This is a genomic window from Undibacterium sp. Ren11W, from assembly GCF_049340485.1.
GTDB lineage: Bacteria > Pseudomonadota > Gammaproteobacteria > Burkholderiales > Burkholderiaceae_D > Undibacterium.
The window spans coordinates 14,367-38,401 of sequence record NZ_JBMPPB010000011.1 but is presented as its reverse complement, the minus strand read 5'-3'; the positions used below and the strand labels follow the sequence as shown (position 1 = coordinate 38,401).

The window sequence follows — 24,035 nt, the reverse complement described above, 5'->3', positions numbered from 1 at the left end:
AGAGACTAGCAGATGACTACGAATAAAAATCAAGAGATGGCAGTTGCCAAACTGGGCATTTCGGGTCGCATCGCCGCTTTTTTCCAGAGCGCGCAGATCACGCCTTTGCTGGCGTTGGTGGCGTTCTTACTCGGCGTGTTTGCTGTGATGGTGACGCCGCGCGAGGAAGAGCCGCAGATCAACGTCACGATGGCCAATGTACTGATTCCTTTTCCGGGGGCATCCGTCAAAGACGTAGAGCAGATGGTGGCAATCCCGGCCGAGCAGGTCTTGAGCCAGATCGCCAATGTCGAGCATGTGATGTCGGTGTCGCGTCCGGGTTTGGCAATAGTGACGGTTCAGTTTGAAGTCGGGGTGCCGCAAACCGAAGCCTTGGTGCGTTTGTATAACACCGTGCATAGCAATCGCGACTGGTTGCCGGCCAATCTGGGTACGCTGGAGCCCTTGATCAAACCCAAGGGAATTGACGACGTGCCTATCGTTTCGCTGAGCTTGTGGAGCAAGAATACCGCCACCGGCGCTTACGATCTGGAACGGGTCGCGCATAGCATAGAGGCCGATCTGAAACGTGTCAAAGGCACGCGTGAAATCACCACCATCGGTGGCCCAGGCCGCGCCGTAAATATACAGCTTGATCCTGCACGTTTGGCCGCAACAGGCTTAACCGTGGTCGATTTGCAAGGCGCGCTGGCATCGGCCAATCTGGGTTTGCCATCGGGCGAGCTGACTGCCGGTAATCGTTCGGTAGCGGTAGATGCTGGCCCGTTTTTACGCGATGCGCAAGCGGTAGGCGAGTTGGTAGTCGGCGTCAAAGCGGGTAAGCCAGTGTTCTTGCAAGACGTCGCCAAAATCGAGGACGGTGCCTTGCCAGCCGCCCGTTATGTCTGGCACGGCACTAGCGGTACTAGTGGCACAAGTGGCAAGCAGGCGGCGGAATATCCTGCCGTCACTATTTCGGTCACTAAAAAGCCGGGACAAAATGCGGTTGATGTCGCCAATGCGGTGGTGGCACGTGCCGAGCTCTTGAAGAACACCGTGATACCGGCCGATGTAGAAATCAGCACCACCCGTAACTACGGGCAGACTGCCGACGATAAGGCGAAAAAGCTCATTACCAAATTGTTGTTCGCCACCGCCTCCGTGGTAGCGCTGGTGTTCCTCGCCTTGGGTAGGCGCGAGGCGGCGATCGTCGGTACTGCCGTGATTTTAACTTTAACGGTAACCTTGTTCGCCTCCTGGGCGTGGGGCTTTACACTTAATCGCGTGTCTTTATTTGCCCTGATTTTTTCTATCGGCATTTTGGTGGATGATGCGATTGTGGTAGTGGAAAACATCCATAGGCATCAGGCCCTGTTTCCCGGGAAAACGCTCAAAGAGATTATTCCCGGCGCAGTCGACGAAGTTGGCGGCCCTACCATACTCGCAACCCTGACCGTGATTGCGGCGCTATTGCCTATGGCATTTGTCAGCGGTTTGATGGGGCCGTATATGAGCCCGATTCCTATCAATGCCAGTATGGGCATGTTGCTGTCGTTGGCGATCGCTTTCATCGTTACCCCCTGGTTAGCCGGTATCTGGATGAAGGAAGGCCATCATGCCGAAGGCGGCATGGCCGCTAAACTTGCACCCTTGTTCGGTCGCGTGTTTCGCCCGTTTTTGGATGATAAATCGGGTAGCCGTAACCGTAAAAAACTCGGACTGGGCGTGGCCGCGCTGATCGCCTTGTCGGTCGCCTTGCCGGTGCTGGGTCTGGTGCAATTGAAGATGCTGCCGTTTGATAATAAGTCAGAATTTCAGGTGATCGTTGATATGCCTGCCGGCTCACCGCTGGAAAAAACTACGGCGGTGCTGCATGAGCTGGGGGCCTATCTGGCGACAGTGCCCGAAGTGAGTGACTATCAGGCCTATGCAGGCACTGCCGCACCGATTAATTTTAATGGTCTGGTGCGCCAATACTATTTGCGTGCTGGCGGCGAGGTCGGAGATATTCAGGTTAATCTGGTCGATAAGCATCATCGGTCCGAAAAAAGCCATGTGATCGCCAGCCGCGTGCGCCCGGCCTTGCAGCAGATCGCTAAGCGTTTTGGTGCGAATGTCAAAGTGGTAGAAGTCCCACCAGGACCACCGGTATTGGCTCCTATCGTCGCCGAAGTGTATGGTCCTAGCGACGCAGGCCGTCGCCAGGTCGCCAAGGCGGTGCGTGCGGTATTTGAAAAATCCACAGGCGTGGTCGATGCCGATGACAGCAGTATCGTCGATGCGCCGCGCAAGCTGTTGCTGGTCGATAAACGCAAAGCCTCGTTGCTGGGCGTGTCGCAGTCGGCCATTGTGGCCACGCTGCGCACCGGTTTGGCGGGCGATGCGGTGGCCTATCTGCATGACGAGAGTAAATATCCGGCCGCTGCCAATTTGCATCTGGCGGTGGCTGATCAGGGCAATCTCGATACCTTGCTGGCGCTGGGTGTGAAGAATGCGCAGGGCGGCATAGTGCCAATCCGCGAACTGGTCACCGTCAGCGACAGCTTGCGCGAGCAGCCGCTGTATCACAAGGACGGACTGGCAGTGAATTTTGTGGTGGCCGATATGGCCGGCGCCATCGACAGCCCGCTGTACGGCATGTTCGTGATGCGTTCCGAGATCGCCAAGATCGTTACGCCGGAAGGTGGCGCGCTACAGGAATTTTTCATCTCGGCACCGCTAGATCCGTATCGTGGCTACAGCATGAAGTGGGATGGCGAATGGCAGGTGACTTACGAAACTTTCCGTGACATGGGCGCAGCCTATGCGGTCGGTCTGGTGCTGATTTACTTGCTAGTGGTGGCGCAGTTTGGCTCGTATCTGACACCTTTGATCATCATGGCACCTATTCCGCTAACCATCATCGGTGTAATGCCCGGTCATGCTTTGCTCGGCGCCCAATATACCGCCACCAGCATGATAGGCATGATCGCCCTGGCCGGGATTATCGTGCGTAACTCTATTTTGCTGGTTGATTTTATCCACGTTCAGGTCGCCAGCGGCATGGCGTTCAAAGAGGCGGTGGTGAGTTCCGCGATTACTCGCGCCCAGCCGATTGCCTTGACTGGCTTGGCGGCGATGATGGGAGCTTTTTTCATCCTCGATGATCCGATTTTTAACGGTCTGGCGATTTCTTTGATCTTCGGAATATTTGTCTCTACCTTACTGACACTGGTGATTATTCCGGTTTTGTACTACATGGCGTATCACAAGAAATATGCAGCGCTGCAGCAAGCAAATGTTTAAGAAATAGGACTTACGCAAAGCCGCCCCAGCGTTGTTGTGCTCGCCTCGCCGTACTAAGGTACTGTCTTCGGCGACACGCCTAGCTGGACCAATTTTGCGTAAGTCCTGAAAAGCCCGACACCGGTTTCTAAGAGTATCAATTTTTATAAAATACACAAAAGGAGTTTCATCATGACTAGCTGGCAAATGGTAAGGATAGTCGCAGGTTTTTTCATCCTGTTAAGTCTGGCCTTGGGGATTCCAAGCAGCCCTATTTTCGTCAACCAGTGGTGGTTGGGTTTCACCGCTTTTGTCGGCATCAATTTGCTGCAAAGCGGCTTTACCAAATGGTGTCTGATGGAAAACATCATGCGCAAACTGGGTTTTACGGCCGGTACGTAGTCCAAAACCCTAGTTCGACGATTAATTTTCAGGAGAATGCCATGCATCTGGTTTGTCCAAAATGTAATGCAACCAATCGTATTCCGGAGGAGCGTCTGGCCGATGCGCCGGTCTGCGGAAAATGTGCTCATGCCTTGATGGCGGCCGAGCCAGTCGCCATCAGTGACCAGGCCTTGCCGAAGTTTTTGGCCAATACCGAAGCGCCGGTGTTAATAGATTTTTGGGCTGAATGGTGCGGCCCCTGCCGCATGATGGCACCGCAGTTTGACGCTGCGGCCAAGCAGGCTCCTGAGATCCGCTTCATCAAGGTCGATAGCGATGCGGCGCCAGGTGCGAGCCAGTTGTATGGCATACGCAGTATTCCTACGCTGCTGCTGTTTCATCGTGGTAAAGAGATAGGCCGGCAAAGCGGCGTGATGCCAGCGTCGCAATTGCTGGGATGGGCGCGTAGTCTGCTGGCGACACGCAAATAAGAAATCAAGTTAGAAGAGTTGGTACTGAAGAATAGCAATAAGATTAGTTATAAGAACAGCGAATATTTTTGATGATGCATCACTTGGAGGAGACACCATGGCACACATCGTAATTATGGGCGCAGGTACCGGCGGTATGCCGGCTGCGTATGAGCTGCGAGAAAAGCTCGATCAGTCACACAGCATTACCGTCATCAATGCGCTTGATTATTTTCAATTTGTGCCATCCAATCCCTGGGTTGCCGTTGGCTGGCGTGAGCGCGATGCCATTACGTTTCAGATCCGGCCCTATCTCGAAAAAAAGGGCATCAACTTCATCGCACAACCGGTGGCCAGTTTGCAGCCAGAGCAAAACTCGCTGACGCTGGCCGACGGCAATAGCATAGGCTATGACTATCTGATTATTACTACCGGGCCTAAACTGGCTTTTGACGAAGTGCCTGGTGCAGGACCGATCAATGGCTTTACTCATTCTATCTGTTCTATCGATCACGCTGAGAGCGCTTTTTCTGCCTACAAAAAATTTCTTGATGAGCCGGGGCCTGCCATCATCGGTGCTATGCCTAGTGCCTCCTGTTTCGGCCCTGCGTATGAGTTTGCCTTCATCTTCAATACCGATCTGAAACGTCGCAAACTGCGTAGCAAGGTGCCCATCACTTATGTGACCAGCGAGCCGTATATCGGTCATCTCGGTTTGGGCGGTGTCGGTGATTCCAAGTCTATGCTTGAGAGTGAGTTTCGCAATAATGACATCAAGTGGATTTGTAACGCCAAAACCACCAAGGTCGAAGACGGCAAAATGTTCATCAGCGAAATGGATGACATGGGCAATCTCAAAAAAGAACATGAATTGCCGTTCAAGTACAGCATGATGCTGCCGTCTTTCCGTGGTGTCGATCCGGTCGCTGCGGTCGATGGTTTATGCAATCCACGCGGGTTTGTGCTGATCGACGATCATCAGCGCAGCAAGAAATTTAAGAACATTTTTTCTGCCGGTGTTTGCGTCGCCATTCCTCCTGTGGAGGTGACACCAGTACCCACCGGTGCACCGAAAACCGGTTATATGATAGAGACCATGATCACAGCGATCGTGCATAACATCGCTGCCGAATTGGCCGGAAAACCAGCCACGGCCAAAGGTAGTTGGAACGCCATCTGCCTCGCTGATATGGGGGACACCGGTGCCGCCTTCGTTGCCTTGCCACAGATCCCGCCACGTAATGTGAACTGGTTTAAAAAAGGTAAATGGGTGCACCTGGCAAAGGTCGCTTTTGAAAAATATTTCATGCATAAAATGAAGGCGGGTACTTCCGAACCTATCTATGAAAAATACGTGCTGAAACTGCTGGGCATAGAGCGTCTGGATAAACACTGAGCGGCAGGCATCAAGACAATCTAATCATGAAAAAAGGACAGTAGGATGAATTTTTTAGGCAAAATAATGCAAGGTTTGAGCGGAGCGGCTTCTGAGGTTTTAGCGGAAGATGCTCTGTTGATCGATGTTCGCTCGCCGGGCGAATACGCATCTGGGTATATTGAGGGTGCCATTTCGCTGCCGTTAGATAGCATCGCCAACAGTATAAGCACTGTTGTGTCGGATAAGGCCGCCAACATCATCGTGTATTGCCGTTCCGGCGCACGCTCATCGTCGGCCAAAAACATCTTGGCCGCCCAGGGTTACCTCAACGTCAGTAACGGCGGCGGGGTTGGAACACTCGCCCTGAAATTGCAGAAGCCGATAAGACGCAGCTGAGTAGCGACCGTGTTGAAAAAAAAGCTAGCCTGTCATACGGCTAGCTTTTTTTTTGCCAGTCTAGGAGGTTTCAAGATCCACTCTTCATCTGCTGCGCGGAGAAAATTTCTTCGATTTGTAAGAATTGCCACTGAGCTGGTACGCATATCCCATGCGGCCTGCAGCCTGGCATGGCTGGAAACCCGCATGGAATATGCGCCTGCTGGCTATGCCTTAAAAAAATTCCTGATCAGATGTGGTTTCTCGCAGGACTAGCTCCGGTAAATTTGATTCAACGCATAGTCATTGATTTCTACACTGTTAATCTTATGACATGCACATGCTCATTGTGTGTTTTTACGAAATTTTTACAGTTTGTTTACAGCGTCTTTATTAGTCTTTACAAAATTTTTACAGGCTTTTGGCTATTCTTCTCAGTGTAAAAAACCAACGGGGGAAATCATGGATATGTTGACGGATGTTTTGTATGTAGGCGGGATAGCAGGGTTTTTCCTGCTGGTCTGGGCCTTGGCGCAAGCCTGTGACAAATTGGGAGCTAAATCATGAACACATTTTATGTGATAGGCGCCGTAGTTGCGGCTGGCCTGCTGGTGTATCTGGTAGTGGCATTGTTGAAAGCTGAGGAGCTGTGATGACTACGCAAGCAATTATTCTCTTAGTGGCATTTTTAGCGGTGCTGCTAGTTTTATCGTATCCGCTAGGCATATTGATTGCCAAAATAGCCGATGACAAGGCAGCTGTACCCGGTTTCGGCTGGCTGGCCTGGCTGGAAAAAGGACTTTATAAAGTGGCTGGCGTCAAAGCAGGTGCTGATGACGGCATGGGCTGGAAGGCCTATGCCGTAGCTTTACTGGTGTTTAATGCTTTGGGTGCGGTCGCCGTTTATCTGGTGCAACGTATCCAGGCATGGTTGCCGTTGAACCCGCAGGCAATGGCAAATGTCAGTAGCGATTCCTCATTTAATACCGCGGTCAGTTTTGTCAGTAACACCAACTGGCAGGGTTATGGTGGTGAGGCCACCATGAGCTACCTGACTCAGATGCTGGTCTTGGCTGGTCAGAACTTTTTCTCTGCGGCTACCGGTATTGCCGTGGTGTTTGCCTTGATACGCGGCTTTACGCGTCATTCATCCAAATCCATCGGTAACTTCTGGACCGATATCACACGCTCAACCTTGTATTTATTATTGCCTTTGTCGGTTATTTTCGCGACCTTCCTGATAGGTCAGGGCGTGATTCAGAATTTCTCGGCCTATAAAGATGTGCAATTGATGGATACCGTCGCCTATAGCGTGCCTAAACTCGGTGCCGATGCTCAGCCTTTAAAAGATGACAAAGGCGTGCCGGTGATGGAAAACCTGACGACCAAAACCCAGACGCTGGCGATGGGCCCGGTAGCATCGCAAGAAGCGATCAAGATGCTCGGTACCAATGGTGGCGGCTTCTTTAATGTTAACTCAGCACATCCTTATGAAAATCCGACCTCACTGTCGAATTTCTTCGAGATGATAGCGATCTTCCTGATCCCTGCTGCTCTGTGTTTCGCGTTTGGCCGCATGGTCGGCGATAAGCGTCAGGGTTGGGCAGTGCTGGCTACCATGACATTATTATTTGTCGTCATGACGGTGACTGTGATGTTTGCCGAACAGCAAACCCATCCGGCTCTGGCTACATTGAATGTTGATCAGGCCAGCAGCGCGTTGCAAGCGGGCGGCAATATGGAAGGCAAAGAAACTCGTTTCGGTATTAGCGCCTCATCCCTGTTCGTGGCAGTTACCACGGCAGCTTCTTGCGGCGCGGTTAACGCCATGCATGATTCGCTGATGCCACTCGGTGGTCTGGTGCCTATCGTCTTGATGCAATTCGGTGAAGTCGTGTTCGGCGGCGTCGGTTCCGGTCTGTACGGTATGCTGATTTTCGCGATTTTGGCCGTGTTTATTGCCGGTTTGATGATAGGTCGTACGCCAGAATATCTGGGCAAAAAAATCCAGTCATATGAAATGAAAATGACTTCGATTGCGATCTTGGTGACACCTATCCTGGTATTGGCCGGTACTGCGATTGCGGTGATGACGGATGCCGGTAGAGCCGGGATCTTGAATCCTGGAGCGCATGGTTTCTCTGAGGTTTTATACGCCTTTACTTCGGCTGCGAATAATAACGGTAGTGCGTTTGCCGGGGTCAGTGCCAACACGCCGTTTTACAACATCATGCTGGCCATTGCAATGTGGTTTGGTCGTTTTGCGATGATAGTTCCGGTGCTGGCGATTGCCGGTTCACTGGCAGCCAAGAAACGTCTGGAAGCTAATTCCGGCACCATGCCTACGCATGGACCTATGTTCATTGCGCTGCTGGCCGGTACTGTGGTCTTGATCAGTGTGCTGAACTATGTGCCAGCGCTGGCCTTGGGTCCGGTAGTTGAACATCTGCAACTCGTTGCACCACGCTAAGTTTAAGGAAAGAATATGAACACCAGTGTACAAAAAAGTGTCGCTAGCAAAGTTGAGGCGGCTAAGGCCAATGCTGAAACTGTTGCTAGCACCGGACAAAACGGTGGCAAACCTCGTCTGCCGCTGTTTGATGCCAGCCTGATCAAACCGGCGATTATCGACTCGTTCAGGAAACTGAACCCGCGTACGCAGTTACGCAGCCCGGTGATGTTTGTCGTGTATATCGGCAGCATTATCACCAGTATGTTGTTCGTGCAGTCTTTGCTGGGTAAGGGCGAGGAAAGTCCGGGCTTTATTCTGGCGATTTCAATCTGGCTGTGGTTCACGGTCCTATTCGCCAATTTTGCCGAAGCGCTGGCAGAAGGCCGCAGCAAGGCGCAAGCCGCTTCGCTGCGCTCCCTGAAGCAATCGGTAATCGCCAAAAAACTGGCTACCCCTAAACATGGCAGCAGCTGGTTGCCGGCTTACGTAGAAGAGTTGCGTAAAGGCGATGTGTTTCTGGTAGAGGCCAATGACGTCATCGCGATCGATGGTGAAGTCATCGAAGGTGTGGCGACCGTTGACGAGAGCGCCATCACCGGCGAATCGGCACCGGTGATCCGTGAATCGGGCGGCGATTTTTCTGCCGTCACCGGCGGCACCCGTGTGCTGTCCGACTGGTTGGTGGTGCGGGTTACCAGTAATCCTGGTGAAGCCTTTATCGATCGCATGATCGCCATGGTAGAAGGCGCTAAGCGCCAAAAGACGCCGAATGAAGTTGCGCTGACGATCTTGCTGGTCGCCTTGACCATCATCTTCCTGGCTGTGACGGTGACCTTGTTGCCATTCTCGCTGTTTAGCGTAGATGCCGCCAAGGCGCTAGGCATTGCCTCGCAACCGATTTCGATTACGGTGCTGATCGCCTTGCTGGTTTGTTTGATTCCGACCACCATCGGCGGCCTGTTATCGGCGATCGGTGTGGCAGGTATGAGCCGCATGATGCAAGCCAATGTGATCGCCACTTCTGGCCGCGCTGTAGAGGCTGCCGGTGACGTCGATGTCTTATTGTTAGACAAAACCGGTACGATTACTTTGGGTAATCGTCAGGCTTCCGAGTTCTTCCCGGCACCTGGCGTGACTCAGCCGCAACTGGCTGATACCGCACAGCTGGCGTCATTAGCTGATGAAACACCAGAAGGGCGCAGTATTGTGGTGCTGGCCAAGCAGCGCTTCAATTTGCGTGAGCGTGAGATGGCGACATTGAATGCCCATTTTGTCCAGTTCACCGCGCAAACCCGCATGAGTGGTGTCGATATTGGGGAGCGCATTGTTCGTAAAGGAGCAGCTGATGCCGTCAAGAAATATGTCGAAGCTATGGGACGTCCTTTCCCTGCTGAGGTTGCGAAAACGGTGGACGATATTTCTCGTCGTGGTAGCACTCCCCTGGTTGTGGTGGATGATGGCCGAGTAATGGGCACGATCGAGCTCAAAGATATCGTCAAAGGCGGTATTAAAGAGCGCTTTGCCGAACTGCGTCGCATGGGTATTAAGACCATCATGATCACCGGTGATAATAAATTGACGGCGGCAGCGATTGCGGCGGAAGCAGGGGTCGATGATTTCCTGGCAGAAGCGACACCGGAAGATAAGCTCAAACTGATACGTAGCTATCAATCTGAAGGCCGTCTGGTCGCGATGACCGGTGATGGTACTAACGATGCGCCAGCGCTAGCTCAGGCTGACGTAGCGGTCGCGATGAACTCGGGTACTCAGGCCGCCAAAGAGGCGGGCAATATGGTCGATCTGGATTCTAACCCAACCAAATTGCTGGAGATCGTAGAGATCGGTAAGCAGATGCTGATGACACGCGGTTCGCTGACGACCTTCTCTATCGCCAACGATATCGCCAAGTATTTTGCGATTATCCCGGCCGCTTTTGTTGCCACTTATCCGCAGCTCAAAGCCTTGGACATCATGCACCTGACCAGCCCTTCATCGGCGATCATGTCGGCGGTGATATTTAATGCCCTGATCATCGTGTTCCTGATCCCGCTTGCGCTTAAAGGCGTGAAATATCGTGCCATCGGTGCCTCGCTGTTATTGCGTCGTAATCTGCTGATCTACGGTGTTGGCGGTATCATCTTGCCGTTTATCGGCATCAAGCTGATCGACGTCATTTTGACTCTGTTGCATCTGGCTTAATGTCGAAAATTACGCAAAACATAATCTAGAAAATTGAGGAATGCAAAATGAGTTCAATTACTAAAACCCTACGCCCAGCTGTCGTGCTGTTTGCCGGCCTGACCCTGCTGGTCGGCGTGGTTTATCCAATTGCCATGACCGGCATAGGCAAAGTCGCTTTTGCCGATAAAGCAGAAGGCAGCTTGGTAGTACGAGATGGCAAAACTGTCGGTTCGTCCCTGATAGGACAAGCCTTCAGCTCGCCCCAGTATTTCTGGAGCAGACCGTCGGCTACTGGCCCTATGCCAAATAACGCGGTCAATTCCAGCGGTGCTAACTTTGGCGCGACTAATCCTGCGCAAGTCGATGCGGTTAAAGGTCGTATCGATGCGCTGAAAGCGGCTGATCCTACTAATACGGCAATGATCCCTGTGGATCTGGTGACTGCCTCTGGTAGTGGCCTCGATCCAGAGATCAGCCTGGCGGCTGCGTATTATCAGCTGCCACGGATCGCGCGTGAGCGCAAAATGGGCGTCGATCAGGTGCGTGCCATGATCGATCAGCTGGCTGAGCATCCTGTGATGGGCTTGTTTGGTGAGCCCCGTGTGAATGTGCTGGCTTTGAATCTGGCCTTGGATAAGAAATAAAAAATGTGCAGTAAGAAATGTGCAGTAAGAAATGTGTTGTAAGAAATGTGTTGTAAGAAATAAGTAGTAAGAAATAACACGTAGAATCGAGAAAGTTAAAACCGGGCAGCCCAACACGCACTGTTTATGCGGGTTTCCAGAGCATATGGCTGGAAACCCGCATGGAATATGCGCGTTGGCCGGGTCGGTTGTTTAAAATAAGTACAATACAGAAAACTATGGCCATCAACAACGATCAGCGTCCCGACCCCGATGTCTTGCTCGCCCACGTGCAGGCGCAAGAGCGGCGTGCTACGCGCGGCAAGCTACGCATCTATTTCGGCGCTTCGGCTGGCGTAGGAAAAACCTATGCGATGCTGACTGCGGCGCGTAAATTAATTGCAGATGGTCAGCCGGTCCTGGTCGGAGTGATAGAAACCCATGGTCGTGACGAAACTGCCGCCCTGGTCGATGGTCTGGAGGTTTTGCCGCCCAAGCACATACCCTATCGAGAAAAAACGATAACCGAATTTGATATCGATAGCGCGTTGCGGCTGAAACCGAAACTAATACTGATGGATGAACTGGCGCATTCAAACGCGCCCGGTTCGCGCCATCCAAAACGCTGGCAAGATGTAGAGGAATTGCTGGACGCCGGCATCGACGTCTACACCACGGTCAATGTGCAGCATCTGGAAAGCCTGAACGATGTGGTCGGCGGTATCACCGGCATACGCGTGGCAGAAACTCTGCCCGATACCGTATTTGATGAAGCCGATGAGGTGGTACTGGTCGATATTCCCGCCGATGAATTATTAGCACGCCTGAAATCTGGGCGGGTCTACAAAGTGCAGCAAGCCGAGCGCGCTGCTAAGAATTTTTTCCGTAAAGGTAATCTGATCGCGTTGCGCGAGCTGGCCTTACGGCGCACCGCCGACCGGGTGGAAGACGATGTCCAGGCTTATCGCATAGAAAAATCCATCAGTGCTGTTTGGAAGACCGATGCGGCACTGCTGGCCTGTGTCGGCGCACGTCCCGGAGCCGACCATTTGATACGCAGTGCAGCCAGATTGGCTGGCCAGATGAATGCGGTCTGGCATGCAATTTATGTAGAAACACCGGCGTTGCAAAAACTGCCGGCAGCGCAACGTGAGCGTATCTTGAAGAGCCTGAAACTGGCGCAGGATCTGGGGGCGAATACTGCCGTGTTGTTCAGTAACGACATCGCACAAGCGATCGTCGATTATGCCAGCGGCCAGAATTTTTCGCGCATTGTGATGGGGCGCGAGTCATTCAATTTGCCCTGGCGCGCCTCGCATATGCAACGCGTCGCTGCCCTGGCGCCGCATGTAGACCTGATAGAAATCGGGCGGGCAGCATCGCAGGATGACGAGGCAGGGCCGCGCATCAGCGTTAGCGAGCCCCTCAAGAGCAAAGACGTGCACGAAAAGCGCAGTACTTCACGCGCCCCCAAGCGTTATCTGCGCTATCTATTTGCCGCACTCGCCAGTGGCGCCACTGCACTGATCGCGACACCGTTGCTTGATATGATCAATCTGGTCAATATTGCGATGCTATTTTTGCTCACGGTGGTGCTGGTGGCGGTACGTTTTGGTCGTGGACCTTCGGTAGTGGCGACCGTGATCGGCGTGCTGGCCTTCGATTTCTTTTTTGTCCCGCCCAGATTTTCTTTCGCCGTCAGCGATTTGCAATATGTGATGACCTTTGCCGTGATGTTAGCCGTCGGTTTGATAACCGGCCATCTGACGGCAGGTTTGCGCTATCAGGCCAAGGTCGCTTCGCACCGCGAATCGCGCTCGCGCGCGCTGTATGAATTTGCCCGCGATCTGTCCGGCGTCTTGCAAGGTGAGCAGATTTCAGAAACTACGCAAGCCATCATACAGCGCGCCTTTCGCGCCAAGGCCACGCTGTTGTTGCCAGATGATGATGGCCGTTTGCAAGCGCCAGAACCGGCGGTAGCTGGCCTCGATATGGGAATCGCGCAATGGGCATTCGATCGGGTAGAAACAGCTGGCATAGGCACCGATACTCTGCCGGCCAGCAATTTCTTTTACCTGCCTTTAGTGGCACCGATGCGCACCCGCGGTTTGCTGGCGATACAGCCAGAGAACCGGCGCTGGATTTTGGTCCCCGAGCAAAGACAACAGCTCGATACCTTCGCCGCCTTGGCCGCGATTGCGCTGGAGCGCGTGCATTACATCGAGGTGGCGCAAGACGCCTTGATCCATATGGAATCGGAACGCCTGCGTAATTCCTTGTTAGCCGCGCTGTCGCATGATTTGCGTACGCCGCTCACCTCACTGGTGGGAATCTCTGAATCGCTGACTATGTCGACGCCAGCTTTAAGCAAAGCGCAGCAGCAAATGGCGCATGCTCTGCATGATGAGACCTTGCGTATGAGTGCTCTGGTGGCGAATTTACTCGATATGGCAAGGATACAAAGTGGCGAAGTGAAGCTCAATCTGCAATGGCAACCGTTGGAAGAAGTGGTTGGCAGTGCCTTGCGCATTAGCGCCATGCAACTCAAGGAGCATCTGGTAAAAACCAGACTGGCGCGTGATCTGCCTTTGCTACATTTTGATGCCATCTTGTTGGAAAGAGTCTTGTGCAATCTATTGGAAAATGCTGCCAAATATACGCCAGCAGGATCGCACATTACTCTCAGCGCAGAAATTAACGGCAGTTTTATCAATGTCATGGTGTATGACAATGGTCCTGGACTACCGGTCGGTAGAGAAGAACTTATTTTCGAAAAATTTACCCGTGGCGAACGTGAATCTGCCAAGCCGGGTGTGGGCCTGGGGCTGGCGATTTGCCGGGCGATTATAGAAGCACATAAAGGCACGATAACGGCCGGCGTGTCGCCCGATGGCGGTGCCTGCATCGTGTTTTCGCTGCCACTTGGCTCACCACCTGCCATGCCCGATATGGATTTAATGAACGCACTGGATCAGGACGATGATTTGTCCTTTGGTAGCAGCGCTATTGAGTCACGCAATGAGTCAAGCAATGAGTCAACAAATGGATCAACAAAATTATGACAAAATCATTAGTGCCGGGCGCTCCCGCAGTCACTGCGCCGACCGCTTTGCTGGTCGAGGATGAGCCGCAAATCCGTCGCTTTGTACGTAGCGCATTGGAGCAAGAAGGTTGGCAAATTTTTGAATCAGGCACGCTGCAACGTGGCTTGATTGATGCTGGAACGCGTCAGCCTGATCTGATCGTGCTCGATTTGGGCTTGCCCGATGGCGATGGCATAGACTTCATCAAGGATGTACGCAGATGGTCGGGCGTGCCGATCATCGTGCTGTCTGCCAGAGTCAGTGAGCAAGATAAGATCAAGGCGCTTGACGCCGGTGCCGATGATTATCTGAGTAAGCCATTTGGCGTCGGTGAACTGCAGGCCAGGGTCAGGGCGACTTTAAGACGCCAGCGTCAACCTGATATCAGCCTCGATGGCATCCTCGAATTTGGTGATGTTAAGGTCGATATGAAAGCGCGCATGGTGACCAAGGCGGGACGAATGGTACACCTGACACCGACCGAGTTTCGCTTGTTGATGGTGTTGGTAGCGAATGTCGGGAGGGTAGTGAGCAACCCGCAATTACTGCGTGAAGTATGGGGACCATCGCATTCCGAGAGCGGCCATTATTTGCGTATTTATATGGGACATTTGCGACAAAAGTTGGAAGATGATCCTACCCAGCCGCGTTATTTGCTGACGGAGACCGCGGTCGGCTACCGGCTCTTATTACCTAGTTAATTCATAAAAATTTAAAAAACCTGTGTGCCTAATGGCACGCAGGTAGGGCTTCTGTACGCCTAAATTTACGTGCCTGTTGTTAACTGGAGGGGGATTTTCAGCTAACAAGGGCATTCACAAGAACGACTTTGTCGTTATTTTAAAAGGGAAGTAGCATGAAAAAATTAATCTTGGCAGCAGCCGTCACCGCCGCATTTTCAGCCGGCTTTGCGTATGCAGAAGAAACCAAAGTGGAAGCTAAACCGGACCATGAAGTGAGCTTCAATGCGGCACTGACTTCCGATTACCGTTACCGCGGTATTTCACAAACGCGTCTGCAACCGGCAGTGCAAGGCGGTGCCGATTACACGCATAATCCTAGCGGCCTGTATGCGGGTGCCTGGTTGTCAAACATCAAGTGGACCAAAGATGCGGGCGGCAGCGGTGATGTAGAAGTCGATTTGTATGCCGGCAAACGCGGTGAAATCGCCAAGGACGTCAGCTATGACGTTGGTGTATTGACCTATGTCTACCCATCGAACGGCTTGGCGACCGATGCCAATACGACAGAAGTATATGGCCAGATCGGCTACGGCCCAGCCTATGCTAAGTACTCGTATGCAGTGACGAATCTGTTCGGTTTTGCCGACAGTAAAAACAGTGGCTATCTTGATCTGGGTGCGAATATCGAAGTTGCCGCTGGTCTGACTTTGAACCTGCACGCTGGTCGTCAGCAGGTAAAAAATACCGATGTGGCCAGCTACACTGACTGGAAAATCGGCGTCACCAAAGATTTCGGTATCGTGACCGGCGCTTTGGCCGTGATCGGCACCAATGCGAGTGAAGTGGCTTACGCATCACCAGCCAACGGAAAATTTTTGGGTAAAACAGCCGTGGTCGCTACGATCAGCAAAACCTTCTAATGGTCTTGGCGCTTTCATGGCGCTTTACCGGTAATCAAAAGCCTGCACGTATCTTGAATACGTGCAGGCTTTTTTTATCCAGGGCTGACGCAGATGTTTTTCCATCGCCGACCTTGTGCTGATTTTGGTGCAGTGATTAAGACTGGGTATTGAGGGCTGGCATAGCGCTGGCGACAAGGTGTAAACTTGCAGCTTGCTTGTACAGCCACATTTGGCCTCATTTTGGAGAAAAGCCATGCTTATCAATTGCGTCGTCTATCAAGAGGGGCAAAAACTTAGCGACATCCCGGTCGAGGATATCAGCGAGTACGTACAACGCCCCGAATGCTTTGTCTGGGTGGCGCTGAAAGAAGCGGAGCCGGCCGAGCTAGATCAGTTGCAACAAGAGTTTGGCCTGCATGAGCTGGCAGTGGAAGATGCTCGCAATGGGCATCAACGCCCGAAAATTGAAGAGTATGGCGACTCTTTGTTTGCGGTGATCCATTCCGTAGAAATACTGGACGGCGAAATACTGGTGGGCGAAGTAGATATTTTTGTCGGTCAAAATTATGTACTGTCCACGCGTAATCGCTGTCAGCAAGGTTTTTTGGGTGTGCGTGCGCGCTGCGAACGCGAGCCGCATCATCTGCGGCAAGGCCCGGCCTTTGTGCTGTATGCCTTGATGGATGCGGTGGTGGACCGCTATTTTCCGGTAGTCGATGCACTGGAGTCAGAACTGGAAGCGGTCGAGGAGCGCATTTTTACCAAGGGCTCGCAACGTGCCAACATTGAGCAGTTGTATCAGCTAAAACGTAAAGCACTGGTGCTCAAGCATGCGGTCGCGCCTTTGATGGAAGCGGTCGGTAAACTCGATGGCGGCCGGGTCCCGCCTATCGCTGTCAATACCAAAGAGTATTTTCGCGACGTGCAAGATCATCTATACCGTATCAACGCCTCTATCGATTCGATGCGCGACACCATAGGCACTGCGATCCAGGTGAATTTGTCGATGGTGAGTATCGATGAGAATGAAGTCAACAAGCGTCTGGCTGCCTGGGCGGCGATTTTTGGGGTGGCCACCGCCTTCGTCGGTGTTTGGGGCATGAATTTCACCAATATGCCAGAGCTGCAATGGAAATATGGTTATCCGCTGGCGCTCACGGTAGTCACCACGGTGTGCTGCTATCTGTATTATCGTTTTAAAAAATCCGGTTGGTTGTAGGTTTACTGCGCCCGCCAGGTTTGGAAGATGGTTCGATACAGATAGGCCAGCGTCGCTTGCTGGTCTGTTGCTAGCGCTTGTATGCGTAAATCTGTCACGCTTGCGGTAAGCGTGGCGATGATTGCCCGGCCGGCCGGGCTGGTGGCTTCATCAACGATGAGCAATACCGGCACCTTGGCGTTGGCGGATCGCGCTGCCTTCATCTGTTGTATCAGCAGGCTTTCGCTGTTTGCATGCCAGTCCGCCGTTTTTAACATAAAAACGGCAAAGCTACTGGCTGCTAAAGCGCACAGCGAGCTCGCTTGCGTTGCTTGCGGCAGGTCGACGACGATGTCGCGATGGACGCTCTGGATGTCCGCTAATTCTTGCTCAAGCTGGTCGGCGTTTAATTTAAATGAGCTGGCGCCGGCTTTCATTTCGGTCGCAAACCAGGCCTGGTTTTCCTTCTCTTGATTTTGACTAGCGTGCTCCGGCAAAATTTTTTGACTAAGCAGCAATACATCTCGACCTGCATTGGCGCGCCGGCGTGCCAGCGTGGTGGCGATAAAATGCGCTGTGCCGACATAATCTTGAGTAGCTATCGTTATGATCATTGAATATCCTATTTACTTAAGGAGAACAGTTCTGACGTATGAGTGCAGGCAAGTACTCAAGGAACATTAGTGGCATTTTTTATGCTGAAAAATAGTGATGACAGCCGATCAAAATTTTGTCTACCGCGATGGCCGTGAGTAGCAAACCCATCAGTTTTTGCGCGCCATTGGCTGCCATCACAAAGCCAAAATTTCCTTGTAACCGGTAACACAGACGGATCAGCAATACACAGGCAAACAGGGCGCAGCTAACTGCAGTTGCCAATGCCAGAGTATGGCCAGTTTGGCTGGCGCTCAACAGCAGCACATTCGCGAGTGCAATCGGGCCGGTGGTGTAGGCGAGTTTGGCGATAAATGCGTTCATTCCATGCTGAGTATCGTCACCGGGCGAGGGCGCATGTGCCGAAAATATCATGTGGACCGCGAGCAGGAATAGCAACAGGCCGGAACTTACTTGCACACTTGCCAGAGATACAGATAGGCGATCCATGAGTGTCTGGCCTAGCCATATGGTGACGAGTAAGATACATAAGAACCAGATGCAGGTCTTCGCAATGATTTTGTGATTGCTGCCTGCGGCGGTCTGGCTGATGCCCGAGCGCAGTTTATACAGACATTCAAGTGGATTAAATACAAATAGCAAGATCACAAATGCGGGAAAAAAATGACTGTCCATGATTTTCAGATGGGTGTGAGTTTTTATCGTGCTTGATGTTGATAGTCGTTATGTTGACGACTGCTAGGATGGCTCCTAAACACTTCGTCACATAGACCTTCCATCTCGCTGATAGCGAGTGGATCGCTAGGTTGCGCCTCGCAAATCGATAAGCCGCCCTGATACGCCTGTCGCAATGCGCTGCCAGAATGTATCGTGGTTGGGAACAGTCGGGCTGAGGGTATGCTGCTGACAAAGCTGTTTATTGCCGACATTCTTTCCGCCATTTGTTCCGACATCTGAGCGGGTTCATTGCCTATCATTACGACCAGGATACGAACCCGTGAATTGAATAGTTGTGCAACTGCGATGCGCGCCGCCAGCTTGCTGGCATGCAAATGGTCTAATCTATCGAGGTCGATGGCGATAATCACTACGTGCGCCGCGCTTAATGCCGAGCGGCTTCCCATGCAGTCGCGTGACTCGGTATCGATCACTATGTCATGGTAACGATAACTGAGGTTTTCCAGTTCAGGTTGCAAACCCTTGCCAGTAATGGTGCGCGCCGCTACTGGCGGATGCTGACCTTTGACCTGACGTTCGTAACTCCAGTTGACACAAGGATGCTGCGGATCGTTATCTAGCAATAGTACCTTGCGACCCGCCAGCGTGCGTATCGTTGCCAGATTTTCGGCCAGGATGGATTTTGTCGCGCCGCCAGATTCATTGGCGATAGTGATGATCATATGTTCGAAGCCCTCAGATTGTTTAAAAAAAATCCCATCACGTCAAACTGAGTGTACGAATTTCCTGTTCAAACGGGATCCGTAACGGCGCTGTTTTTTTTGCCGCTGGTAGCGCCATAATTTTTTCCATCGTATCGGTCAGTCTGATTCGGCCCGCTGTTGACATAGGTGTCATCGGTAACCGCAATTCTTCACGGATGTGTCCCTGCATTGCCAGCGCCGCTTTGACGGGGGCTGGATTCGGTTCGCAAAACAGGACTTGTATCAAAGGCAGTAAGTTCTCAAATAGTGCACGTGCCAAGGTGATCTCGCCGGCGCGCATCAATTCAAACAAGCGCACGAACAGATCTGGCCGTATATGGGCCGCGGCAGAAATTGCGCCGTGAGCACCAAGCCAGAAGCTCTGATATAGCATGGCATCATCGCCGCACATAATTTTCAAATCGGTGCAGTCTATCAATCCTGTCATTTGGGTCTGATTGCCGCCGCACTCTTTGACGGCGACGATATTGGCCAGTCTTTGCAGTGCAATGACACTACTCAAATCAATATTCACGCCAGTTCTGGCTGGAATGTTGTACAGGACGATAGCCTTGTCGGTGGCGTTGGCGATGGCTTCAAAATGCCGGCGTATGCCTTCCTGCGAGGGGCGGACATAAGAAGGTGCCGAGACTAAAAAACCAGACAGCCCGCTATCTCTGATGCCGGATACTTTTTCTGCCAGGACGCGCGTGTCGCTGCCGCTGATACCCATCAGCACCGGACAAGTACTGGGTAGCACTTCAAGAATGGCGGATAACATGTGACGCTGTTCACTGTCGCTGAGAGTGGCAGCCTCGCCGGTAGTGCCGCATACGACGATGCCGTGGACGCCAGCATTGAACAATTTCAAGCAAAGTTGCTGAGCCTGATCGTAGGCCGGTTGGCCGTTTTTAAATGGCGTGACGAGCGGAATCCAGATGCCTTCATAGATGGACATGATGTTTCTCGGTTTGGTTAGTTGAGAATAGGTGTTGCCGTGTTTTAAGCTGATACCAGGGGCGTGATTTTGCCGAACTCAGCTTGCGGTAAAGCGCGCATGATATTGCTGATCATGGTGTCGATCGAGGACTTACTGAGACACAGCCAGACTTTCATTTTGGTTGCGTGATCTACCGGTTTTACTCGCATATACAGCACCAGATCGCCGCAAGTTCCGAGTATGACGTGGCGTAGTTCGGTCACTGCGCTTGCATCGACCGTGATGCGCATGATGAAATCGTTAGGCAAAGTTCTGGGGGCGCTGCGATAACTCACAAAGGGCTGATTTGATGCCGACCCGGAGTGCTTGTTCAAATTATTCTCGAACAAGAATTTCTCTCGTTTGGACGAGAGCATTTCCTCTGAAAATTCATCTGGTAATAAATTGTAAGCCTGCGACGATGATCTGATAGTGTGCTGCTTCATGAGTAATCTCTGGCTGTTTGACACAGTTAAAGATTAGCAGCTGAGACGTAAAGATTCTCTAAAAATAACTAAGGGAAAGTGTAAACGAGGCGTAAATATGTGGGTTTTTTCTACAACTTAGGTGTTTTTTACCTTGGTTTCTCCGCGTTTTTTTTCTTCGATATTGGAGTGTGATGGCGGTTTTTTTTTATGATTAATTTTGCTGGCGAATCTCTCGCTGTCAAATGTAAGGCGAAAAGACAAAGCGAGCTTGTTAAATTCAGTCAGAAAAAATTATGGGCGTAAAAAAATTGTTGAGTGTCACGTCTTTACGCCCGTCTGACTAGCGCTCAGAGGCCGGCATTAATTGCAGTTATCGCCCAGTACCGCAATCTGTAAACCGTCCAGATTGACGCCCTTGATACTGGCCTTACCGGTCAGTGCCTGCAGGTTTTTTTCGCTGGCATCCATAGGGTAAACAGCCTGTGTCAGTGCGGCTAAATTGCTGTCGTTGACGGCCACGCCATGGCGCAGTAAGAAACCGCGGTATTCGGCACGCTGTTTGTCGCTGACGCCATCGTCCAGACCTTTGCTCAGATCGCTCAAAAATTGCTCAAATAAGATGTCGTCGATCATTTCTTGCATGCCTGGCAGTATCGTCAAGCCGTAGGCGTAAGCGTCCAGAGTTTTGCGCTTGAAGCCACCGCAAACATGTTGTTTCAAGGGCAGCCAGCCAGCGCCTTCTTGAGGCACGGATGAGAGTAATACAGTCAGGGGTAATTTCAGTTCAGGCATAATTTCTTTCTTATAGGAGGGGCAGGTGTAGTGCGCTGTGATAGCGCGTATCCACAGTGTATTGCACAGTGTATTGTTCAGCTTAAGGCTGAACTTTATAGTGCGCATGATCGCACAGCTAGCAGGGATACGGGTATCGCCGCTCTTATTTTTGTTGCTGCTCAGCTTGAGCTGCCAGCTCAGGCAAATTATTGCTGATTTATGCTGACCTCGGCACGAAAAGCCAAACTGAGCTGATCGACCAGTTCGGCCCAGTCAGAATCCTGCAATAAGGCTTCGCGCAAAAAAGCAGCCTGTGCAGCGCTCCAGAAATGGGCATCCTGTAGTTTGACGTGTTCCTCCAACGGAGTGTGGCTATTGATAAATTGACAGATACTTTCGGCGTCTTCGGCTAAACCTAATTGCGCAAAAAGTTGGTGAAAACGATGATGGGTCTGGTTCATGATAGTCCTTAGAGTAGGTTAAAAGACAAAATCTGTTTGCTAAGGATACAGGTTTTGTGCAGATCAGGCGTGTCATGGAAAAAAAGCTTAGACAATCGGTTTGTCTTTTGGTTTTTGCATAAGGCTGATGGGCGTATCGGTGTCGCTTTGCCGAAGTGCAAATGCGTTTTTCTCGAGCACGCGACTTAGGCATGGTGCTGACTGAAATCGCTACAGTGCGTTGCGATTTTGCGGGAGTGCTCGCTTGCGGGGAAGGCGCTAACGATGGGTCATCTTGTGGCGATCGTTAATGACATGCGCAAATGAACTGGAACGGAGGCTTGTGTGCGGCGTATTAACCGGTTCGGAAAAGCAATCTCGCCGAACCAGTTAATTTTCCAATTTTTTTTACTATCCTATGCCATGTGCTTGCTGATCCGCATGGTATGAGGAACGCACCATTGCGCCGACTGCCGCATGCGCGAAACCCATTTTGTAGGCTTCGGCTTCAAACATCTTGAAGACATCCGGATGGACATAACGGCGTACCGGTAAATGATGGCCGCTCGGTGCCAGATATTGGCCTATGGTCAGCATGTCGACATTGTGGGCGCGCAGGTCACGCATGACTTGCAGGATTTCTTCGTCGGTTTCGCCGAGACCGACCATGATGCCCGATTTGGTCGGGGTGTTCGGGTGCATTTCTTTAAAGCGTTTGAGCAGATTTAAAGAGTATTCATAATCCGATCCAGGGCGTGCTTCTTTGTACAGGCGCGGTGCAGTTTCCAGATTATGGTTCATCACATCCGGTGGTGCCAGGTTTAGAATTTCCAGTGCTCTGTCCATGCGGCCACGGAAATCCGGGGTCAGGATTTCTATGCGTGTCGTTGGCGAGAGTTCACGGATCTTGCTAATGCATTCGGCAAAGTGAGCAGCACCGCCATCACGTAAATCGTCGCGATCGACCGAGGTGATCACGACGTAACTGAGGCGCAAGTCGGCGATCGTTTTCGCCAAGTTGAGCGGCTCATTGACGTCGAGTGGATCAGGGCGGCCATGGCCGACATCGCAGAACGGGCAGCGGCGGGTGCACTTGTCACCCATGATCATGAAGGTGGCAGTACCTTTACCGAAGCATTCGCCGATATTCGGGCAGGAGGCTTCTTCGCATACTGTGACCAGTTTGTTGGCGCGCAGAATATCCTTGATTTCGTAGAAGCGCGTGGTTGGCGAGCCGGCCTTGACGCGTATCCAGTCAGGTTTAGGTAGACGCTCTGCCGGAATGATCTTGATAGGAATACGTGAAGTCTTGCTGGCGCCTTTTTGCTTCTCGGTGGCGTCGTAAGTGGTCGCTTCAGTGACGGGTAGTGCGCTAGGATCGAGCGGAGTATTTGCGGTGGTCATGGTTTTCGAACAGTTATGCTGCTGTCAATAAATGTTGTAGTCGGTGAGCAAGCGCCAATTGCGCTTCCGGGAGTGCGACTGAGACGCCCAAAGTTTTCATGTCTACGGTGGCAAGGCCGGCATAGCCACAAGGGTTGATCCAAGAGAACGGCTGTAAGTCCATACACACATTCAGGGATACCCCGTGGTAAGTACAGCCATTGCCGCGAATTTTCAAGCCTAATGCGGCAATCTTGGCACCGCGCCAGTCTTGCTGTGTTGCGGTATCGGATAGATAGATGCCGGGCGCGCCTGCTTTTCTTACTCCGGGCAGATTATACGCCTCTAGGGTTTCTATCAGCGCCTGCTCTATGCGTTGCACGAATTCGCGTGCGAACAGTTTGCCTTTGCTATGGCTGCGGCGTAAATCGATCAGCAGATAAATCACCACTTGGCCGGGGCCATGGTAGGTCACTTCGCCGCCTCTATCTGTTTGGATCAGAGGGATATCGTGCGCTGCCAGCACATGCGAGCGGTCGGCGCCCAGCCCTAGGGTAAACACCGGCGGATGTTCTACTAGCCAGAGTTCATCGGGCGTGTCTTGATCGCGCGCATCGGTGAAGGCACGCATCGCATCAAAAGTGTGCTGATAGTCTTCGCGCCCGCGCTGTACGATCAGCGGCAGGCTAGGCGAAGCAAGGGACGGAGCAGACACTGACAATTGCTTAGACCTTGACGACGGTAAGTCGCTGTATCAGGAACTGACCGTCTATGACTTTGCGAAAAGGTACGCCAGCCGCTTCAAAGCCTGGGCCGCCATGTTCGGCCCACAGCGCTGCTTGCGTATCAAAGGTGGCAATATCCATGCCCAGCATGGGGGCGGACAGTACAAATTTGGCACCGAGTTTTTGTTTGCTGACGATTTCTTCCAAGCTTGCCATAGTGTCCCTAGTCTTTACGAATTGTACGAGTTGTAGCAATTGCCGAGGGCGCTATGATACCGCTTTGTTGACCAAATTTTCT

Annotated in this window: 23 protein-coding genes; 13 read left to right on the top strand and 10 right to left on the bottom strand. The window is 52.0% G+C overall.

What is annotated here, in order from left to right:
- Window positions 1–12 precede the first annotated feature (12 nt).
- The 13 genes from ACO0K8_RS19855 (at window position 13) to corA (ending at window position 16,993) form a co-directional block, all read left to right on the top strand.
- A complete protein-coding gene (locus ACO0K8_RS19855) occupies window positions 13–3,264 on the top strand; it encodes an efflux RND transporter permease subunit (protein WP_422948382.1) in 3,252 nt (1,083 codons plus the stop codon).
- Between the two features lie 171 nt (window positions 3,265–3,435).
- Window positions 3,436–3,645: a YgaP family membrane protein gene (locus ACO0K8_RS19850; RefSeq protein WP_422948381.1), complete on the top strand. Its 210-nt coding sequence runs from the start codon at window positions 3,436–3,438 to the stop codon at window positions 3,643–3,645.
- 41 nt (window positions 3,646–3,686) lie between these two features.
- Complete coding sequence (trxC, locus tag ACO0K8_RS19845; RefSeq protein ID WP_422948380.1) at window positions 3,687–4,118, top strand: thioredoxin TrxC; 432 nt, start codon at window positions 3,687–3,689, stop codon at window positions 4,116–4,118.
- A gap of 97 nt (window positions 4,119–4,215) precedes the next feature.
- Complete coding sequence (locus ACO0K8_RS19840) at window positions 4,216–5,493, top strand: NAD(P)/FAD-dependent oxidoreductase (protein WP_422948379.1); 1,278 nt, start codon at window positions 4,216–4,218, stop codon at window positions 5,491–5,493.
- Window positions 5,494–5,559: 66 nt separating this feature from the next.
- On the top strand, window positions 5,560–5,871 hold the full coding sequence (locus ACO0K8_RS19835) for a rhodanese-like domain-containing protein (protein ID WP_422948378.1): 312 nt from the start codon (window positions 5,560–5,562) through the stop codon (window positions 5,869–5,871).
- Between the two features lie 542 nt (window positions 5,872–6,413).
- Window positions 6,414–6,503 (top strand): K(+)-transporting ATPase subunit F, encoded by a 90-nt coding sequence (gene kdpF, locus ACO0K8_RS19830; protein WP_422948377.1) that lies wholly within the window; start codon window positions 6,414–6,416, stop codon window positions 6,501–6,503.
- Window positions 6,503–8,320, top strand: coding sequence for a potassium-transporting ATPase subunit KdpA (gene kdpA, locus ACO0K8_RS19825; RefSeq protein ID WP_422948376.1), 1,818 nt, complete (start codon window positions 6,503–6,505; stop codon window positions 8,318–8,320). The genes kdpF and kdpA overlap by 1 nt, the downstream gene beginning before the upstream one ends.
- A gap of 15 nt (window positions 8,321–8,335) precedes the next feature.
- Window positions 8,336–10,501, top strand: coding sequence for a potassium-transporting ATPase subunit KdpB (gene kdpB, locus ACO0K8_RS19820; protein WP_422948375.1), 2,166 nt, complete (start codon window positions 8,336–8,338; stop codon window positions 10,499–10,501).
- Window positions 10,502–10,557: 56 nt separating this feature from the next.
- The gene (kdpC, locus tag ACO0K8_RS19815; RefSeq protein WP_422948510.1) at window positions 10,558–11,127 is read left to right on the top strand and encodes a potassium-transporting ATPase subunit KdpC; all 570 of its coding nucleotides are present in this window, start codon (window positions 10,558–10,560) and stop codon (window positions 11,125–11,127) included.
- Between the two features lie 218 nt (window positions 11,128–11,345).
- Window positions 11,346–14,168 (top strand): two-component system sensor histidine kinase KdpD, encoded by a 2,823-nt coding sequence (gene kdpD, locus ACO0K8_RS19810; protein ID WP_422948374.1) that lies wholly within the window; start codon window positions 11,346–11,348, stop codon window positions 14,166–14,168.
- Window positions 14,165–14,890 carry a two-component system response regulator KdpE gene (gene kdpE / locus ACO0K8_RS19805; protein WP_422948373.1) on the top strand — a complete coding sequence of 242 codons (726 nt, stop codon included), beginning with the start codon at window positions 14,165–14,167 and terminating at the stop codon, window positions 14,888–14,890. The genes kdpD and kdpE overlap by 4 nt, the downstream gene beginning before the upstream one ends.
- Before the next feature lie 155 nt (window positions 14,891–15,045).
- A complete protein-coding gene (locus ACO0K8_RS19800) occupies window positions 15,046–15,792 on the top strand; it encodes a TorF family putative porin (RefSeq protein ID WP_422948372.1) in 747 nt (248 codons plus the stop codon).
- A 235-nt stretch (window positions 15,793–16,027) separates the two neighbouring features.
- On the top strand, window positions 16,028–16,993 hold the full coding sequence (gene corA / locus ACO0K8_RS19795) for a magnesium/cobalt transporter CorA (RefSeq protein ID WP_422948371.1): 966 nt from the start codon (window positions 16,028–16,030) through the stop codon (window positions 16,991–16,993).
- Between the two features lie 2 nt (window positions 16,994–16,995).
- Here corA and ACO0K8_RS19790 read toward each other — a convergent pair whose 3' ends face one another.
- From ACO0K8_RS19790 to ACO0K8_RS19745, 10 genes are all read right to left on the bottom strand, one after another.
- Entirely contained in the window at window positions 16,996–17,586 is a 591-nt protein-coding gene (locus tag ACO0K8_RS19790; RefSeq protein ID WP_422948370.1) for a hypothetical protein, read from the bottom strand.
- Between the two features lie 79 nt (window positions 17,587–17,665).
- On the bottom strand, window positions 17,666–18,262 hold the full coding sequence (locus tag ACO0K8_RS19785) for a MarC family protein (protein ID WP_422948369.1): 597 nt from the start codon (window positions 18,260–18,262) through the stop codon (window positions 17,666–17,668).
- 23 nt (window positions 18,263–18,285) lie between these two features.
- Complete coding sequence (locus ACO0K8_RS19780; RefSeq protein WP_422948368.1) at window positions 18,286–18,987, bottom strand: hypothetical protein; 702 nt, start codon at window positions 18,985–18,987, stop codon at window positions 18,286–18,288.
- A 37-nt stretch (window positions 18,988–19,024) separates the two neighbouring features.
- Complete coding sequence (gene dapA, locus ACO0K8_RS19775) at window positions 19,025–19,966, bottom strand: 4-hydroxy-tetrahydrodipicolinate synthase (RefSeq protein WP_422948367.1); 942 nt, start codon at window positions 19,964–19,966, stop codon at window positions 19,025–19,027.
- A 44-nt stretch (window positions 19,967–20,010) separates the two neighbouring features.
- Entirely contained in the window at window positions 20,011–20,433 is a 423-nt protein-coding gene (locus tag ACO0K8_RS19770) for a hypothetical protein (protein ID WP_422948366.1), read from the bottom strand.
- Window positions 20,434–20,775: 342 nt separating this feature from the next.
- On the bottom strand, window positions 20,776–21,207 hold the full coding sequence (locus ACO0K8_RS19765; RefSeq protein WP_422948365.1) for a hypothetical protein: 432 nt from the start codon (window positions 21,205–21,207) through the stop codon (window positions 20,776–20,778).
- Between the two features lie 188 nt (window positions 21,208–21,395).
- Window positions 21,396–21,650 carry a DUF2789 family protein gene (locus tag ACO0K8_RS19760; RefSeq protein WP_422948364.1) on the bottom strand — a complete coding sequence of 85 codons (255 nt, stop codon included), beginning with the start codon at window positions 21,648–21,650 and terminating at the stop codon, window positions 21,396–21,398.
- A gap of 390 nt (window positions 21,651–22,040) precedes the next feature.
- The gene (lipA, locus tag ACO0K8_RS19755) at window positions 22,041–23,033 is read right to left on the bottom strand and encodes a lipoyl synthase (protein WP_422948363.1); all 993 of its coding nucleotides are present in this window, start codon (window positions 23,031–23,033) and stop codon (window positions 22,041–22,043) included.
- A gap of 13 nt (window positions 23,034–23,046) precedes the next feature.
- A complete protein-coding gene (gene lipB / locus ACO0K8_RS19750; RefSeq protein ID WP_422948362.1) occupies window positions 23,047–23,727 on the bottom strand; it encodes a lipoyl(octanoyl) transferase LipB in 681 nt (226 codons plus the stop codon).
- A 10-nt stretch (window positions 23,728–23,737) separates the two neighbouring features.
- On the bottom strand, window positions 23,738–23,953 hold the full coding sequence (locus ACO0K8_RS19745; protein ID WP_126126988.1) for a hypothetical protein: 216 nt from the start codon (window positions 23,951–23,953) through the stop codon (window positions 23,738–23,740).
- Window positions 23,954–24,035: the final 82 nt, after the last annotated feature.

Coding starts and splice junctions, on each gene's coding strand:
- ACO0K8_RS19855 (WP_422948382.1), top strand. CDS start 13: ATGACTACGAATAAAAATCAAGAGATGGCAGTTGCCAAACTGGGCATT.
- ACO0K8_RS19850 (WP_422948381.1), top strand. CDS start 3,436: ATGACTAGCTGGCAAATGGTAAGGATAGTCGCAGGTTTTTTCATCCTG.
- trxC (WP_422948380.1), top strand. CDS start 3,687: ATGCATCTGGTTTGTCCAAAATGTAATGCAACCAATCGTATTCCGGAG.
- ACO0K8_RS19840 (WP_422948379.1), top strand. CDS start 4,216: ATGGCACACATCGTAATTATGGGCGCAGGTACCGGCGGTATGCCGGCT.
- ACO0K8_RS19835 (WP_422948378.1), top strand. CDS start 5,560: ATGCAAGGTTTGAGCGGAGCGGCTTCTGAGGTTTTAGCGGAAGATGCT.
- kdpF (WP_422948377.1), top strand. CDS start 6,414: ATGAACACATTTTATGTGATAGGCGCCGTAGTTGCGGCTGGCCTGCTG.
- kdpA (WP_422948376.1), top strand. CDS start 6,503: ATGACTACGCAAGCAATTATTCTCTTAGTGGCATTTTTAGCGGTGCTG.
- kdpB (WP_422948375.1), top strand. CDS start 8,336: ATGAACACCAGTGTACAAAAAAGTGTCGCTAGCAAAGTTGAGGCGGCT.
- kdpD (WP_422948374.1), top strand. CDS start 11,346: ATGGCCATCAACAACGATCAGCGTCCCGACCCCGATGTCTTGCTCGCC.
- kdpE (WP_422948373.1), top strand. CDS start 14,165: ATGACAAAATCATTAGTGCCGGGCGCTCCCGCAGTCACTGCGCCGACC.
- ACO0K8_RS19800 (WP_422948372.1), top strand. CDS start 15,046: ATGAAAAAATTAATCTTGGCAGCAGCCGTCACCGCCGCATTTTCAGCC.
- corA (WP_422948371.1), top strand. CDS start 16,028: ATGCTTATCAATTGCGTCGTCTATCAAGAGGGGCAAAAACTTAGCGAC.
- ACO0K8_RS19790 (WP_422948370.1), bottom strand. CDS start 17,586: ATGATCATAACGATAGCTACTCAAGATTATGTCGGCACAGCGCATTTT.
- ACO0K8_RS19785 (WP_422948369.1), bottom strand. CDS start 18,262: ATGGACAGTCATTTTTTTCCCGCATTTGTGATCTTGCTATTTGTATTT.
- ACO0K8_RS19780 (WP_422948368.1), bottom strand. CDS start 18,987: ATGATCATCACTATCGCCAATGAATCTGGCGGCGCGACAAAATCCATC.
- dapA (WP_422948367.1), bottom strand. CDS start 19,966: ATGTCCATCTATGAAGGCATCTGGATTCCGCTCGTCACGCCATTTAAA.
- ACO0K8_RS19770 (WP_422948366.1), bottom strand. CDS start 20,433: ATGAAGCAGCACACTATCAGATCATCGTCGCAGGCTTACAATTTATTA.
- ACO0K8_RS19765 (WP_422948365.1), bottom strand. CDS start 21,207: ATGCCTGAACTGAAATTACCCCTGACTGTATTACTCTCATCCGTGCCT.
- ACO0K8_RS19760 (WP_422948364.1), bottom strand. CDS start 21,650: ATGAACCAGACCCATCATCGTTTTCACCAACTTTTTGCGCAATTAGGT.
- lipA (WP_422948363.1), bottom strand. CDS start 23,033: ATGACCACCGCAAATACTCCGCTCGATCCTAGCGCACTACCCGTCACT.
- ACO0K8_RS19745 (WP_126126988.1), bottom strand. CDS start 23,953: ATGGCAAGCTTGGAAGAAATCGTCAGCAAACAAAAACTCGGTGCCAAA.